Genomic DNA, 15,679 nt, shown 5'->3' with positions numbered 1-15,679 from the left:
AACTGGCTTCAAGGGGACTTATTTCCAAAATATGTTAATTTACATAAAATCCATTATCATCGTCAATCCCCATTTGAACGCCAGAATCCAATGTAACGGACATTGGAAAAATTGCCGCGCTTTTATTCGAGAAATACCATCTTCTGTCCGGGGTGACAAGCAGTAAATAGACGGGCTTTTTTCCGTCTCCCATAAAGGACAGTCCATCCGGAGTGACCTCATCCCCATTACGTTCGATAATCCCTGCTTCATTTAATTGTTCGGCAGCTAAAATTTTATCTTGTACGACAAGACTCATTTCGGACATTTGAATAATGCTGTTTATAGAAAATGGGGCAGCGCTTTGCTTGTTGTCATTCAATCTGCAAATAAATTCGATAATATTTCCGGAAGGGTCCTCAAAATAGAAAGAATGAGCATGAATATTTTCGAAGTAAACTTCATTTTCGCCATCTTCAGTACACAAAGCAACACGCTTTAAAGCCCATTGCTTTGCTTCCGAAAATTGATTCGAAGGTATGTCAAAAGCAAAATGATAAAATGGTGCACCGATTACATTTTCATTGCAAAATTGAACGGTAGTCATACCGAAATCTATTTCAAAACGGTTTGCCGTTTCGTTTTGTAATATGCACCCCAATTTGTCTTTGTAAAAATCCTTCATTTGTTGAAGGGTATTTGTTTGAAGCGATACTTTCCTGAAATTCAACTTTCGCCACCGTCCTTCCTGAATTTGTATATTAGTTTACATGCATTAATAAAATAAAGAAATAAGGCTTTTGATTGAGTGGTGGCCGAGCAATAAAGTTGAAATGAAAGCAATTAAAGTAAAATTTTCAGTTGACTTCATACCTGTAGGGGTATATGTTTGGTTTGTTAGCATAAATAAATGTTTGGAGGCGATTTGGTAGTGAAGATAGTGACTATTGGCGGAGTAGCTGTAGGAGCATGTGTAGCGTGAACCGATTGTGACAAAATATAATTACAAGTAGACGTCGCAGCAATTGGAAGTACCTCTGAAGCATTTTTGACACATAAGGAGAAACAGATGAATTATTTAACGATAGGCCAAGTTACCATCCCTATCACATGGCTCGCCTTTACAATCGCAATTTTATATAGCGGTTTACGGATGAAACAGACTGACCGATTCACAAACAAGACAATTGAGCAACTCTTATTGGTTTATATTATAATTTGGAAGTTAAGCTATGTGTTTTTTTCAACGGCAGCGTTTTTGCAAGAGCCTTTATCTTTTTTATACTTTGATGGAGGTATGAAAGGACATGTTTCAGCGCTCACCGGGATAATGATTATACTATATAAAAAGAGGGAACTATTAGATTGGGAAACGCTTTGGCTGTACTGGGCGCGATTTGCAGCTGTATATTTTGTTTTATATTACGCTTTTAGTGGACATTGGCTAATAGCGATCATTTGGCTGGGAGTATGGCTGCTGGCCGAACGCAATATTGGTTGTATTATATTAATTATACAATGGCCATTGCTAGTCTGGCTTGGCTGGTGGGATGATGGGTTTCTTCATATGCATGGAATGGTTTTATTAACATTATTATGGAAGACACAACAAATCCAACAGATCGCTGCAATTAGTATTTTCAGTTTAGTGGCACTCATGCCGGCAGACATCCAATCAATGGAAAATAAGAGGGGAATAGCGCCAATTGATTTACCGACTACTGCGGGTGGACATTATGCATTATCCGAACAAAACCAAAAATTAACCGTTGTGAACTTTTTTGCGACATAGTGTCCGCCATGCAAAGCAGAAATGCCGCATTTGCAAAACTTCGCGGGGAATTTGCCTGATGATGTCCAAATTATTGGCATCAACTTAACTGCCCGTGATTCGGGGAATAAAGCATTGCAGCAGTTTATGGATACGTATGAAGTAACATATCCAGTTTTACTTGACGAAACAGATAGGGTTGGTGCATCTTTTCGTGTGTTATCAATTCCAACAACTGTTTCAGTAAATGAGGAAGGGCAAGAGGTAGAACGTATTGTTGGTCCGATAAGTGAACATGCTTTACGTAATTTGGTGAAACAATATCAATAATCGAAGGAGGCTTTTTATAATGGCTATTGTGCATGCAACAGATCAAACATTTGAGAAAGAAATTTTAAAAGGCGCTGTATTAGTCGACTTTTGGGCAGCTTGGTGTGGTCCATGTAAAATGATTGCACCTGTATTGGAGGAAGTCGATGCAGAAATCGGGGACGAAGTGAAAGTGGTAAAGGTCGATGTGGATAATAATCAGGTGACAGCTTCACAATATCAAATTATGTCGATTCCTTCATTACTTCTTTTTATTGACGGGGAGTTGAAAGCAAAAACAGCTGGCTTTATGCCGAAAGAAGATTTAATTGATTTTATTCGCCAATATTAAATTCCCTTTTTGGATACGAAAGCCCGGAATTATAAAGACGAAGTTTACCATTGACATATACCCTGTTGGGCAGTAACGTAAAAACAGATGATGTAATTAAACAAAAAAGAGGTGAGATAATGCAATACGACGCAAAAGTGACAGCAAGACTAAAGAAAATTGAAGGACAGCTTCGAGGGGTACTGCGTATGATGGAAGAAGAAAAGGACTGTAAAGAAGTCATTACACAATTAAGTGCTGTTCGCTCAGCAGTCGATCGTACAATTGGCGTTATTGTGACAGATAACCTCATCGAATGTATCTCAAAAGAAGACGCAAAAACACTTGATAAAAATGCAATGGTGAAGCAAGCAGTGGATTTACTAGTAAAAAGTCGATAGGGCTTTTTATTTTTAAAATCGATTATACCTGTATAGGTATCGAATCTTGTCCTCACATAGTTTTGATGCAACAAATATAGCTGGCGGGATACTTGGATTAGGATGGCTAATTACAGGAGGCCACTGAAAAAGTTCCTCAGGCACAAGTAAGAGAGTACAGGAACGAATTTTCGTTCCTGTACTCTCTTTTTCTTCGATGCCGTTGATTTCCATTGCGGCGGACGCGTTTCGCGGGCACGGCTCCAGCCTTCTCCCTCGCTTCGCTCAGTCCGGGTGCTTCCGCTCGGTGCTCCTGTCGCTACGCTTTCGTCGCAAAGTAAACTTTGCTGTTCCCGCAGAAGTCGCTGGCTCCATTCCAATCAACTGGGACCACTTTCATCACTAGAAGGGTTTTCCTCACGTATAATCTCACAAATTTCCTGTATAATTAAAGGACTAATAAAAGGTGGTGCGACCATGATTTCTAAACAGGAAACATTCAATTTAAGCCCGTACATGGCGTTGTACGATTTAATTATTCCAAAGGACAATATGCTTCGCCAAATCAATGAACTTGTGGATTTCTCATTTATTCTAGACGAACTAAAATCGAAATACTGTTTAGTTAATGGCCGTAACGCGATTCCACCGATTCGCATGTTTAAATATTTACTGTTAAAAGCGATTCATGACCTGTCGGATGCTGACCTTGTCGAACGTTCAAAATTCGATATGTCCTTTAAATATTTTTTGGATATGGCACCAGAAGAGGAAGTAATCGACTCCAGTTCCCTGACAAAATTCCGTCGACTCCGTCTTCAAGATATGAATCTATTGGATTTACTGATTCAGAAGACCGTTGAAATTGCTTTGGAAAAAGGACTGCTCCTTAGTAAAATGGTGATTGTCGACGCTACCAATACAAAAGCGCGTTATAACCAGAAAACGCCCAAAGAATTTTTACAGGAAAAATCCAAAAATGTACGTAAAGCCGTGTATCAACTAGGCGAAAACATGGTGGGAAAATTCCCTGAGAAGCCTGCGTCAAATGAAGCCGCAGAAGAATTAGATTACTGTCGTCAAGTAGTTGAAGCAGTCGAAACACAATCAAAGGTTGCACAAATCCCGGCTGTGAAAGAAAAGTTAAACGTGTTAAAAGAAGTAATGGATGATTATGAGAATCAGTTAAACGATTCAAATGATCCGGATGCACGTGTTGGGTATAAGTCAGCGGATTCTTCTTTCTTTGGTTTTAAAACGCATATTGCGATGAGTGATGAACGTATTATTACAGCAGCGGTTGTGACGACGGGTGAAAAAAGCGACGGGAACTACCTTCGAGAACTAATTGAAAAAAGCAGAGAAACAGGCATGGAGTTTGATAAGGTGATTGGTGATACAGCCTATTCCGGAAAAGAAAATTTAGAATATGCGAAAGCGGAAGAGCTCCACCTCATTTCAAAATTAAATCCAGTGATCACAAATGGCAGTGGGCAACGAAAAAGCGAATTTAATTATAATAAAGATGCAGATCGATATATTTGTCCAGCGGGGCATATGGCTATACACAAAAGACGTACAGGTAAGAAAAGTACCAATCAATGTTTCAACTATTATTTCGATATTGAAAAATGCAAGGTTTGTCCAATGCGGGAGGGCTGTTATAAAGAAGGGGCGAAAAGTAAAACGTATAATGTGACGATTCAATCGCAGTCACACCAAGAACAAGCAGCGTTCCAAGAAACAGCCGAATTTAAAGCACTCGCTAAAAATCGATATAAAATTGAAGCTGAAAATAGTGAATTAAAGAACCCCCATAGCCTTAAAACAGCGAAATCGAGGGGTTTATTTGGTATGGAAATTCAAGGCGCCACGACTATCTTTATGGTCAATCTGAAACGAATACTCAAACTACTGAGTGAAAAAGAGTAGGAAAAAACAAAGAAATAAGGCACCTTCCATTCAAAAACGAATGGAAAGTGCCTTATTTTTGCCTGGAAAACTAAACTGAAATAAAAAACAGAAGTTTTTCAGTGGCCTCAATTACAGAAACGTCTTTTTTGTCGGAATCTGCCCTGCTTAACATGAAAATTATAGAGCTGAAAATAAAAATACCTGTGCAGAACCACATCATGATGCCGTCCCATTCACAGTTGAATAAAATGACATTCGTCACTATGCATAATTGCATGTAGCATATTGAAATATCCAGAGCTAAAGAGACTTTCATGAAAAAATCTCCAATGATCGCAATGCAATTTACGCTAAAAAATTTTCAAAATAGCTCCTCTAAAATGGAGTAAATTAAACCTGAATGTAATCGGGCTGCAGTTTCTTTGTTTGGTTATAAGCTTCGGCAAAAGTTTGAAAATATTAAGCGCTGGTTTTCAAAAATTCAGATACTTTGTTATAGTAATAGTATAAATTTAAAGAGAGGGAATGAGAAGCAATGTTTTTTGTTCAAATGTCCGGATTCCCTGGTTCAGGTAAATCCACATTGGCGCTGGAAATCGCAAGGCGAACCGACTGTATCGTTATTGATCATGATATTGTAAAGTCAGCGTTATTAAATTCGGTGGCAGAAACCGGCATCGATGGAAAGCTGGCAGGCAAAATATCATATGATATCGATTTTTCTTTAGTCGGCTTTTATTTGTCACAGGGCAGAAGCGTTATTCTTGACAGCCCTTGCCTGTACGATGAAATGGTGGAAAAGGGCATGGAAGTTTCCCGGAAATACAGTGTGAATTACAAGTATATTGAATGTTATTTATCGGATTTGGCGGAGATAAATAACCGTTTAAAAAATAGAGAAAGAAAAATTAGCCAAATTTCCGAAGTTCAAAGTGAAGAAATTTTTCAGACTACGCTAAAAAACAGCAAGAAACCGGCTGAAACGAAATGCCTTACTGTCAATACAAATTATCCCCTACATACGTATATATATGAGGTAATCGATTATATAAATAGTTGACGAAAAACAATATTTGAAACGGCTTTTGCGTTAACAGCTGTCATTAGGAGACATATTGATACATACCGTAAAACGGTAACCATAAGTTTTATGTACAGCGGGAATTTTTGTGAAAGGGTGAGGGATGAGGGAATGTCAAATAAAAAAAAGCCAGAGGAAATACGAAGGGATCTGTATAAGAAAGAGCAAATAAATAATCCTGCAGGCAATTTGAATGATCAAATGAATCGTGTGCAAAGTAGTATGCCAAACACATCTGGCATGAGTTTGAAGGAAATTGGCGGAATAATTCTATTTTTAATAATTTTTATGCTCGGATACAGCATGTACAAAATGTTCTTTTAAAATTTAAAATAATACTTGACGCGTATTATTTTTTTTGTTATATTTATCTCAAGTTCGAGATATTTAAATTCGAAGTTTTATTTTTTGTTTTATATCTTGAAATCGAGATAAAATGGAGGAGATTTTAAAATGACGAAATGGACAGTCGATCAAACACACTCAACAATCGGATTTGAAGTAAAACACATGATGGTTTCAAAAGTAAAGGGGCAATTCTATAGCTATACGGCAGAAGTGGAAGCGGCGGATTTAACAGACTTAACAACAGCAACAATAAATTTTGAGCTCGATGTAGCAAGTATTCATACGAACAACAATGATCGCGATAATCATTTGAAATCAGCGGACTTTTTTAATACAGATGAGTTTTCGAAAATCACATTTGCTTCTGCGAACATTGCAAAAGACGGCGATGACTACAAGGTAACAGGAAATTTAACAATTAAGGACGTAACAAAACAAGTGACTTTCGATGTTGAATTCGGCGGGAAAGGAATAAACCCATGGGGCGTTGAAGTTTATGGTTTTGAGGCAGAAACAAAAATCAATCGTGAAGAATTTGGCTTAACATGGAATGCCGCGTTGGAAACGGGTGGCGTGCTAGTAGGTAAGGACATCAAAATTAAAGTGGAGCTTGAATTAAACCCTGCTGCATAATTATTCATTAATAAGGGAATACTTATTAGCGTTACTGATCATAAACAAAACAGTGCAAAAGTAGAATATTAGGCTAAAGCTTCGATAATTGATGATGCATTCCAAAATCATTCAATTTGGACGGTGCCAAAATTCTAGTTAATATCTCGAAAACGAGATATTTTGAGGAGCGAGACGAAATGGGATTCATCAGCAAATTATTTGGAAATAAGAAAATGGAGGATACAACAATGGAAAAATTAAACATTGGCATTATTTTAGGATCAACTCGTGAAGGACGTGTAAGCCCGCAGGTTGGTGCATGGGTGAAGGAAATTGCAGACAAACGCGGGGATGCAAACTATACAATTATTGATATTGCAGATTATAAATTACCATTATTAGGCGAAGCAGGCGGCGATGCATCGGGTGCTGCAGCTTGGTCTGAAGCGATCGCTAAGCAGGATGGATTTGTATTCATCGTTCAAGAATATAATCATTCCATTACTGGAGCGCTTAAAAATGCGTTAGATTACTTGCGTGACGAGTGGAACAATAAAGCGGCCGGAATTGTATCTTACGGTTCTGTAGGAGGCGCACGTGCTGCTGAACATTTGCGTGGTATTTTAGGTGAATTACTAGTAGCGGATGTACGGGTACACCCAGCATTATCATTATTCACCGATTTTGAAAACGGCACATCATTCAAACCGAAAGAAGTGCAAGCAGATTCAGTGAATCAAATGTTGGATCAAGTCATTCCTTGGTCAACAGCGTTAAAAACAATCCGCTAATTGGAAATAAACAATCTAGCATGTGCTTTGCGCATGCTAGATTCGCTTTATATAAAAAAATGAACAGAGTATTTTTGGATTGAAATACTGCGTTCAATTTTTTAGTAACGGAGGAAGAAAAAATGAAAAAGCATACAACAGGAATCCATCATATAACAGCAATTGTTGGTCATCCTCAAGAGAACGTCGATTTTTATGCAGGGGTACTCGGTTTGAGGATCGTAAAAAAAACGGTCAATTTTGATGATCCTGAAACATATCATTTATATTTCGGCAATGAAGGTGGTGAGCCAGGGACAATTATTACGTTCTTCCCATGGCCTGCTGCATATAAAGGAAGGGTTGGCGATGGGCAAGTAGGAGTCACAACATACGCCGTCCCAGTCGGAGCAATGAATTTTTGGAAGAAACGTTTGGCGAAGTTTGACATTTCATATACAGAAAATACCCGCTTCGGTGAAATATATTTACAATTCGATGATCCACATGGTTTGCAGCTTGAAATTGTGGAACGTGAGGGGGGGACGAAAAATCGCTGGACATTCGGTGATATCACTGCAGATGTTGCCATTAAAGGTTTTGGAGGTGCAGTGCTGTATTCTTCAAATCCAGAAGAAACAGTGAAAACATTAGTTGAGGTAATGGGTCTGGAAACGGTGGGACATGAAGGGGAGTTGATCCGTTTACAAGCAACTGCTTCTATAGGGAATATTATTGATGTCAAAATGATGCCGGGTAATCGAGGGACTATGGGGGTAGGCACCGTTCACCATATTGCATGGCGTGCAATTGATGACGAGGATCATAAAGCTTGGCAGCGCTATGCGATGGATAAAGGACAGCATGTGACCGATATTAAAAATCGCAACTATTTTAATGCGATTTATTTCCGTGAAGCCGGCGATATATTATTCGAAATTGCGACAGACCCGCCAGGATTTGCCCATGATGAAACGCCTGAAACAATGGGAAGCCATTTAAAGTTGCCTATTCAATACGAAGAATACAGAGATCGTTTAGAAATGTCGCTCGTACCGATTAAAGTGCGGGAGCTAGATTGAAAGAGCTATGTAAATGAGGAAATAGCATTTATAAATTTAGAGAGTTGGAATCTTCCGCAGCTATATTGGAGAAAATCTGCAAGTAAATCAAGAAATCAAAAAAGAGTCTGCTTCAAAGATTATTGTTTCACAACCTTTAAGTAGACTCTTATAATTGAATTTTGAGTTGCTTTGGAAGTTACAGCAATTTGGACATATATAGTTCGTTTACATATTGCCCGTCTATTAGCAGCGAATCTTTTTTTATCCCTTCAATTTCAAAACCCATTTTTTTATAAAGTTTTACCGCTTGTTCATTTGATTCAATAACCGTTAACTCCAATCGATGGATTTCTGCTTGTTTCGCCCACTTAATAATATATTCAAATAATTGTGTGCCTACACCTTTTCCGCGGCTATTGCTATGTACTCCAACGACAATGACGGCACGGTGAGAGGTACGAGATAGATTTTCTGCTTTTACTATGAGATATGCTAAAATTTCGTCATTTTGCTGTGCGACAAAGAAACCTGATTTTGGCGCATTATTTAACGTATTTATGAGTTTGCTTAAAGCTGTAGATTCAATTTGCCTTTCACCGGGTGCATATAGCATATATCCTGATTCCTCAGCATTCTTCATAACAGAAATAATTTTCTCCGCGTCAATTCCGCTTGCTTGTCTTATAAGCATAAAACCGCTCCTCTAATAGGTATTTATTAAAAAGTTTTTAAATCATTAATATTTCATTATAAATACATGCAATTGAATTTTTAAAGGTCGAAGGTGGAAATTTCTTTATTTTTTGATTAACCGCTATAATTTCTTCCACCGCAAGTTCACGATTTCCCAATTTGTTATAACAAAATGCCTGGATTGCAACTATTTCCAAATAGCAGGCGACATCTAATGGATGGGAATTAAACACAATTAAAAATACCAATTAAATTGAACTAAATTTGCGCTCCCGAATTTTCTATAGCTATTAAATTTAGAAAGCTATTAAAATGCCTCCCATTTTAAATAAAACAGGGATTAAAAATAACAGAATTAATCCAACTATAATCGTTGACAGGATGATTGCTTTGAAATTTAAGAAACGTTGCTTACAGAGTGTATAAAGAATGAACGAATTGATAGGTATATTTAGTAATACGCCGGTAATAAGGCCAGGAGCATATGCCTTCATGAAAATGCTTGAAACAAGATGCGGGAAGAAGGCATTGAATATCATGGAGCCTAAAAACCCTGCGAATGCCCATTTAACTATTTTCATTTCAGGAAAATTAAGAAATAAAAATGAAGTTAAATAGGCAAGGGCAGTAATGACAATAACCGCAAAATGAAATTCATCTGGCGCCACAGCTTGTTGCAAAGAATGATCCAACAGCGACCACTGAGGTAACCATAGAGCCTCTTCCAAGTTATGTAATGTTATTGCCAAACAGAAAAAAACGGCATAATATCCAGTTTTAGAGCTATTCGTATAATCACTTGCAGTATTTTTGCTTTGCATCATATTCACCAAGTTTCAAGATTCTTTTACTTTACCAGTGCTTTTATAGTAGGGGCCATAGTAGAAAGTGTGTTTGAATGCTTTTAATGTTTAAAAATAGACTTTCCGCTCTGTGCTTTTTCAGCTACTATAACAACAAAACTCTCTATTGAACAGCTCCGTCCAAAAAGCTATTAAAATTCCGTTCCATGCAACTCTCTTTAAGTGCTTACTATTTCCATCCATTATTATTTCTTATATTATATCATATCACGCCATTTATAAAATTCAGCCGAGTTAAAGAAGCGATATTTTCAGCTGCCAATGCAAATCAGCCCAATACTAAGAGGATGGAATGGCATTTGCTCAAAAAGTGAAGCTGAATAAGTTTATCCGCCATGAAGAAATGGGTATTTTCCAAATAGAATATGCTGTAAATAAATTGGCGATATTAAATGCAAATTCACAGCAAAGGGGCATCAGGGAGAATTGAAACAAAATAATAATAAAAATACAAGGCATCGCAATGTATGGTCTGGATTTTTGTTCGGGATCGGGCTCATTGCTTTTGTTGACGAAGCGGTTTTTCATCAGCTTTTAAGATGGCATCATTTTTATGATAAATCAACAACAGATATTGGACTGATTTCGGATGGACTTTTTCATGCGTTTAGCTGGTTTGCTACAATAGCGGGCTTATTTTTATTTGCGGATTTGCGCAGGAAAAATAGTTTGCTGCTACGGCGGTGGATAGGTGGGGTGTTGCTGGGCATAGGAATGTTTCAATTATATGATGGCATTATTCAGCATAAATGGATGCGCATACATCAAATTAGGTATGTGGAAAATGTCGTTATTTACGATATTGTGTGGAATATGTCGGCACTCATAATTTTATTTATCGGTCTTTATCTCATTTACCGCGTGAAAAATGATAATCCCGTTAAAAGAGACTCTCCCAAATGAATAACTTCTATTTGCTGCATAATCATGGACATGGTGCAATGAGTCAATCGGCAACGGGGATAAACCTTCAAATGTTATTGGGTATAAGTTTCATTTTATTGTTTCTAGCATATACAGCTGCTGTTTTGATGACAAATAAGCAGTATAAAAAATGGCCGGTTTACCGCCTAATTTGTTGGTCGCTTGCTATGGGAACAGCATTCATTGCAGTTGTCGGACCATTGGCAAATAGCGCCCATACGAACTTCACGGCGCATATGGTGAGCCACTTACTGTTAAGTATGGTGGCGCCGGTTTTTATGGCAATTGCTGCACCGATGTCATTATTGCTTAGAACAGTGAACACATCGTTAGCGCGTCAGATGACGGCATTATTAAAAAGTCGGGTGGCTCAATTGATTTCCCATCCTATAACAGCTGCTGTGTTGAATGTAGGTGGACTATGGCTTTTATATACAACGGATTTGTATGCATTCATGCATGAACATGCTTTATTTGCCTTGTTCGTCCACTTGCATTTTTTCATTGCCGGCTATGTATTTACTATTTCCATCATCTATTTTGATCCTGTTTATCATCAATATACCTTCTGGTTTCGGGCGGTCGTTTTAATCGTCGCCATAGCATGCCACGATATATTATCGAAGTATATGTATGCAAATCCGCCGACAGGAGTCTCGCAACAAGAGGCAGAAACGGGAAGTATGGTCATGTATTATGCGGGGGACTGGATTGAGGTTGGGCTGATTATTATTTTTTGCTGGCAATGGTTTAAATCAGCAAAACCGCGTAAACATACTGCTGGTGAAGTCAATGGATAGAAAAAGGGTGTGCTAGAAGCAAAAATCTAGCGCACCCTTAATTTTATTGATTTGATGGTGGCTGTTTTTTCGGTCGGATGTAAAGACCCAATTTTTTTCGCTCCGCCATTAACAATTTATATAATGACAGCATCATCATTAGGATAATCATTGAAAATGGGAAGGCGACGATGATGGCGGCATTTTGCAGTGCGGTCAATCCACCGGAGAACAACAGACTCGCAGCAATGGCGGCCTGTAAAATTCCCCAAATCAATTTAATTCTAAATGATGGATTCATCGAGCCGAATGTTGTTTGCATACCAAGCACGAATGTAGCGGAATCTGCCGATGTAATAAAGAAAATCGCAACAAGCAGCAATGCGATAATTGATAACAGAAAACCTAATGGCAATTGATCAAAAACACCAAACAATAGCTGCTCTGTCGGTAAATCAGCAAGGCTTTGATCTTTCATAAGATACGTTTCAATCGCAGTTGTTCCGAACGTAGCAAACCAAAAAATACTAACAAGTGTTGGCGCTAAAATAACTCCCATTAAAAATTCCCGTATTGTGCGCCCTTTTGAAATACGTGCAATGAAAATGCCGACAAATGGCGACCAGGACATCCACCAAGCCCAGTAGAAAATCGTCCAGCCGTTAATCCATTCACGACTGCCCGCATCTCCTGGTTCCATGCGTAAGCTCATCTGTACGAAGTTTTGCAGATAGCTGCCTAGCCCTGATGTGAAATCATTCATAATTGCAACAGTAGGACCAATAAATAAAGTTAATAATAACAAGGCTGCAGCTAAATAGAGATTCCAATTACTTAATAATTGTATGCCTTTATCTAAGCCGGTTGAGGCTGAAATAATAAATAATACGGTAACAATAACTATAATGATTAATTGAACAGTAAAGTTTATTGGAATATCAAATAAATAGGAGAGACCACCATTAATTTGCTGTGCACCTAGACCAAGTGTTGTAGCTACTCCGATTACAGTGGCGAATACCGCAATAGTATCTATGATATGACCGATGGGACCTTTTGTTTTATCGCCGAAAAGAGGGAAAAGTGTAGAGCTTATAAGGCCTGGAGCCCCTTTGCGGAAATTGGAGTAGGCCAATGCTAATGCGACAATCCCATAAATCGCCCAAGCGGAAATGCCCCAATGAAAAAATGTAAACCGAAACGAATCTTTTAATGCTTGTTGAGAACCTTCAGGAGCTTGCGGTGAACTAATGGCGAAATGCGACAATGGCTCTGCAGCACCCCAAAACACTAAACCAATCCCCATACCCGCGCTAAACAGCATAGCAAACCATGATGCATTACTGTATTCCGGACGATCATTCGGCTTCCCAAGACGAATGCCTCCAATAGGGCTTAAGATTAGAAAAACACAAAATGCAATAATGATTGCAACGACTAATAAATAATACCAGCCAAAATTGTAAGTAAGTAAATCTTGAATGTTATTGGTTACTTTTTCCAGTGTTTTTGGGGCAAGTACTCCAACTAGAACGGCTAGCATTACTAAAGTAAACGAGCTCCAAAAAACAATGCCTACTTTTTTCATTTTTATAACCTCCATTCAGTGACTAATAAATGTATTTCCTAGTTTGAAAAAAATAAACATTTTCATCCAATTATTTCTCGGAAATTTTCCGGTATATTGAATAATATGTACCTCCCAGAGACAATTCAATACTCAAATAAAAATGAATAACTCTATTATAAATGTCTATACTGTGTCAAAAAAGGGAGGAGTCGTTTTGCTACAAACAATCGAAATTAAACAAGAAGTTTAATGATTTAGTAACCAATTCCTTTAATCCTTCAATTTCCTCATCGCAGAAAATGTTAGTGAGGAAAATGTATAAACTTTTTTTTGCTATTGCCCCTAAATTGTAAACAAAAATATGTTTAATTAACCGTTGGAATTCCGGAAACGGGTATACTACATTAACTGTAAATATGGAAAACATACAGCATAACAATTAATTTTAAGAAGGGGTGTTTTGGATGGATAAAGAGATGAACTACGGCGATGATTATAAATTTATACCAGCAACATCAATACAGAGTGGAGTAAGTATAGAAGTATTGCCCGATCTGTATGTGCATACGATTCAAATTGCAAATATTGTATTTTATAGCTGTCCTGGCAGTGATGACTTTGTTTTGATAGATGCAGGATTGCCTAATAGTGCGGAGGAGATTATCACTGTTGCGGAACAAAGATTCGAGGGGAAAGCTAAAGCCATTATATTGACACATGGCCATTTTGATCATGTCGGTGCTGTGATTGAGCTTGCAAAGCATTGGCAAGTACCTGTTTACGCGCACGCTTTAGAACTGCCGTATTTAACAGGCCAGAAAAATTACCCAAAGGCAGATGCAAGTGTGGACAGTGGGCTTGTTGCTAAAATGTCACCGATTTTCCCCAATGAATCGATTAATTTAGGAGAGGCTATCCATGAGCTTCCATCAGATGGAACAGTACCTTTCCTGGAAGGGTTTCGATGGATCCATACACCTGGACATACACCGGGCCATGTTTCTTTGTATAGAGAAAGTGATGGGGCGCTAATTGCTGGGGATGCATTTGTCACAGTCAAGCAAGAATCTTTGTATAAAGTGTTCACACAGGAAAAAGAAATAAGTGGACCACCGAAATATTTTACTACAGATTGGAATGCTGCTTTCGAATCTGTAAAAAAATTAGCTGCATTGACCCCTTCTTTAGCGCTTACTGGTCATGGGGTGCCGATGAGTGGAGAGGAGTTAAACAAGAACTTAAAAAAACTTGTCGATAATTTTGATCAAATCGCTCTGCCGAATAATAAAGACTTCAAATAGAAAGTGTAAAGTGTTCCGAATTTCCGTTGTTTTTATTAAAAAGGCGTACCCATTATAAGTTTGGGCACGCCTTTAACGTATTGTCAATTATTCAAATCATATAAACCAGGGCTATGTTCATTCGGCATGTCAGGCATTAATGGTACAGGGAAACCTTCTGGCGGCGGCGTGACTTGAAACGTTCCACCATTACGGCTTGGTGTTTGGCCATGGAGAATTTCGCCAATACGAGTAGGATCTAGTCTAAAGTTAAATTGAATATTATGATAGCCCATATCGACAAACTTTCGGCATTCTGGATATTTATTTATATCATAATTTGGTACAGGGAATAGTTTGCCCCAATTGACACCCAATGTTTCAAGGGCTTTTGCGAAAGCATTTTGATGAGCATTATCGCGGACAATAAGAAAACCAAGAGTTTCCCGGAATGTTTGATTGGAGCTCATTTCATAAATGCGGGTTTTTTGCAGAACACCTGTAGATTCCAACACCAGATTGTTTAATAAATCCGCTATAAGGTTACCATGTGAATAGACCCATGAGCCATTCCATGGATTTCCCGAAGCATCGACAGGCAATGATGCTTGTGCTCCCATAATATAGTGATGAGGATTTGCATGACGCACTGCATCATCTAGAGGCGATTTATCCATCCCTCCATTACCAGGAGAGTCCGATTCCCCCGAATCATTCAATAATTGATTAATTGTATTTTGAACAAGTTCAACATGGGCAATTTCTTCTAAAAAAATGCCCCGCAGCAAATCACGGAATTGTGTTTCCTTTCCTCTAAAATTGGAGCTTTGGAAGAAAAACTGCATCATTGTGCGCATCTCTCCGTAATGTCCGCCTAAAATTTCCTGCAAGACACGCGCAGCTTCCGGATCAGGTTTATCAGGCTTAATAATATTTATTAACTCTTCTTTGTAATAATACATAAGTTCCCTCGATTCTATATATTTTATGTAGGATGATGGATTAGTT

General features: G+C 38.2%; 18 protein-coding genes and 1 pseudogene. 14 read left to right on the top strand and 5 right to left on the bottom strand.

The genetic code is table 11. From position 1 onward, the window contains the following. Nucleotides 1-34 precede the first annotated feature (34 nt). A complete protein-coding gene (locus tag ACTHOQ_RS00745) occupies nt 35-709 on the bottom strand; it encodes a toxoflavin lyase-like VOC family protein (protein WP_440493742.1) in 675 nt (224 codons plus the stop codon). Nucleotides 710-1,048: 339 nt separating this feature from the next. On the opposite strand from ACTHOQ_RS00745, the gene ACTHOQ_RS00740 reads away from it, so the two are divergent. The 10 genes and pseudogenes from ACTHOQ_RS00740 (at nt 1,049) to ACTHOQ_RS00695 (ending at nt 8,580) form a co-directional block, all read left to right on the top strand. Next, entirely contained in the window at nt 1,049-1,771 is a 723-nt protein-coding gene (locus ACTHOQ_RS00740; protein WP_440493741.1) for a hypothetical protein, read from the top strand. Nucleotides 1,772-1,783: 12 nt separating this feature from the next. After that, nucleotides 1,784-2,080, top strand: a pseudogene (locus tag ACTHOQ_RS00735) (TlpA family protein disulfide reductase); the annotation flags it as partial. A 19-nt stretch (nt 2,081-2,099) separates the two neighbouring features. Beyond that, nucleotides 2,100-2,411 carry a thioredoxin gene (gene trxA / locus ACTHOQ_RS00730; RefSeq protein ID WP_440493740.1) on the top strand — a complete coding sequence of 104 codons (312 nt, stop codon included), beginning with the start codon at nt 2,100-2,102 and terminating at the stop codon, nt 2,409-2,411. A 119-nt stretch (nt 2,412-2,530) separates the two neighbouring features. Further along, entirely contained in the window at nt 2,531-2,791 is a 261-nt protein-coding gene (locus tag ACTHOQ_RS00725) for a metal-sensitive transcriptional regulator (RefSeq protein WP_440493739.1), read from the top strand. A 456-nt stretch (nt 2,792-3,247) separates the two neighbouring features. Then, nucleotides 3,248-4,702 (top strand): IS1182 family transposase, encoded by a 1,455-nt coding sequence (locus ACTHOQ_RS00720; RefSeq protein ID WP_440493738.1) that lies wholly within the window; start codon nt 3,248-3,250, stop codon nt 4,700-4,702. A gap of 517 nt (nt 4,703-5,219) precedes the next feature. Continuing rightward, on the top strand, nt 5,220-5,744 hold the full coding sequence (locus tag ACTHOQ_RS00715; RefSeq protein ID WP_440493737.1) for a P-loop nucleotide/nucleoside kinase family protein: 525 nt from the start codon (nt 5,220-5,222) through the stop codon (nt 5,742-5,744). A 132-nt stretch (nt 5,745-5,876) separates the two neighbouring features. Further along, the gene (locus ACTHOQ_RS00710) at nt 5,877-6,089 is read left to right on the top strand and encodes a DUF6366 family protein (RefSeq protein WP_440493736.1); all 213 of its coding nucleotides are present in this window, start codon (nt 5,877-5,879) and stop codon (nt 6,087-6,089) included. A gap of 129 nt (nt 6,090-6,218) precedes the next feature. Continuing rightward, nucleotides 6,219-6,746 carry a YceI family protein gene (locus ACTHOQ_RS00705; RefSeq protein WP_440493735.1) on the top strand — a complete coding sequence of 176 codons (528 nt, stop codon included), beginning with the start codon at nt 6,219-6,221 and terminating at the stop codon, nt 6,744-6,746. Nucleotides 6,747-6,925: 179 nt separating this feature from the next. Then, nucleotides 6,926-7,519 (top strand): NADPH-dependent FMN reductase, encoded by a 594-nt coding sequence (locus ACTHOQ_RS00700; RefSeq protein WP_440493734.1) that lies wholly within the window; start codon nt 6,926-6,928, stop codon nt 7,517-7,519. A gap of 122 nt (nt 7,520-7,641) precedes the next feature. Further along, nucleotides 7,642-8,580: a ring-cleaving dioxygenase gene (locus tag ACTHOQ_RS00695; protein WP_440493733.1), complete on the top strand. Its 939-nt coding sequence runs from the start codon at nt 7,642-7,644 to the stop codon at nt 8,578-8,580. A gap of 178 nt (nt 8,581-8,758) precedes the next feature. Here the strand turns inward: ACTHOQ_RS00695 and ACTHOQ_RS00690 are convergent, their stop codons facing one another. Next, on the bottom strand, nt 8,759-9,253 hold the full coding sequence (locus tag ACTHOQ_RS00690) for a GNAT family N-acetyltransferase (protein ID WP_440493732.1): 495 nt from the start codon (nt 9,251-9,253) through the stop codon (nt 8,759-8,761). 298 nt (nt 9,254-9,551) lie between these two features. Beyond that, nucleotides 9,552-10,076, bottom strand: a complete 525-nt coding sequence (locus ACTHOQ_RS00685) for an HXXEE domain-containing protein (RefSeq protein ID WP_440493731.1) — start codon at nt 10,074-10,076, stop codon at nt 9,552-9,554. A gap of 334 nt (nt 10,077-10,410) precedes the next feature. Here ACTHOQ_RS00685 and ACTHOQ_RS00680 point away from each other — a divergent pair, with 334 nt between their 5' ends. From ACTHOQ_RS00680 to ACTHOQ_RS00670, 3 genes are read left to right on the top strand one after another with little or no spacing between them, the layout of a single operon-like run. Further along, nucleotides 10,411-10,548 (top strand): hypothetical protein, encoded by a 138-nt coding sequence (locus tag ACTHOQ_RS00680; protein WP_440493730.1) that lies wholly within the window; start codon nt 10,411-10,413, stop codon nt 10,546-10,548. Continuing rightward, complete coding sequence (locus ACTHOQ_RS00675) at nt 10,545-11,021, top strand: DUF2243 domain-containing protein (protein ID WP_440493729.1); 477 nt, start codon at nt 10,545-10,547, stop codon at nt 11,019-11,021. The genes ACTHOQ_RS00680 and ACTHOQ_RS00675 overlap by 4 nt, the downstream gene beginning before the upstream one ends. Beyond that, a complete protein-coding gene (locus ACTHOQ_RS00670; protein ID WP_440493728.1) occupies nt 11,018-11,842 on the top strand; it encodes a cytochrome c oxidase assembly protein in 825 nt (274 codons plus the stop codon). The genes ACTHOQ_RS00675 and ACTHOQ_RS00670 overlap by 4 nt, the downstream gene beginning before the upstream one ends. A 43-nt stretch (nt 11,843-11,885) precedes the next feature. Here the strand turns inward: ACTHOQ_RS00670 and ACTHOQ_RS00665 are convergent, their stop codons facing one another. Next, the gene (locus ACTHOQ_RS00665; protein WP_440493727.1) at nt 11,886-13,409 is read right to left on the bottom strand and encodes a glycine betaine uptake BCCT transporter; all 1,524 of its coding nucleotides are present in this window, start codon (nt 13,407-13,409) and stop codon (nt 11,886-11,888) included. Nucleotides 13,410-13,855: 446 nt separating this feature from the next. Between ACTHOQ_RS00665 and ACTHOQ_RS00660 the strand changes: the two genes are divergently transcribed. Then, nucleotides 13,856-14,692, top strand: coding sequence for an MBL fold metallo-hydrolase (locus ACTHOQ_RS00660; RefSeq protein ID WP_440493726.1), 837 nt, complete (start codon nt 13,856-13,858; stop codon nt 14,690-14,692). A gap of 83 nt (nt 14,693-14,775) precedes the next feature. On the opposite strand, the gene ACTHOQ_RS00655 is transcribed toward ACTHOQ_RS00660, so the two are convergent. Then, the gene (locus ACTHOQ_RS00655) at nt 14,776-15,633 is read right to left on the bottom strand and encodes a manganese catalase family protein (RefSeq protein ID WP_440493725.1); all 858 of its coding nucleotides are present in this window, start codon (nt 15,631-15,633) and stop codon (nt 14,776-14,778) included. Nucleotides 15,634-15,679: the final 46 nt, after the last annotated feature.

It is taken from the genome of Solibacillus silvestris (assembly GCF_051967575.1).
Lineage (GTDB): Bacteria > Bacillota > Bacilli > Bacillales_A > Planococcaceae > Solibacillus > Solibacillus silvestris_B.
The sequence above is the reverse complement of the archived record's forward strand: the minus strand, read 5'-3'. Positions and strand labels throughout refer to the sequence as shown.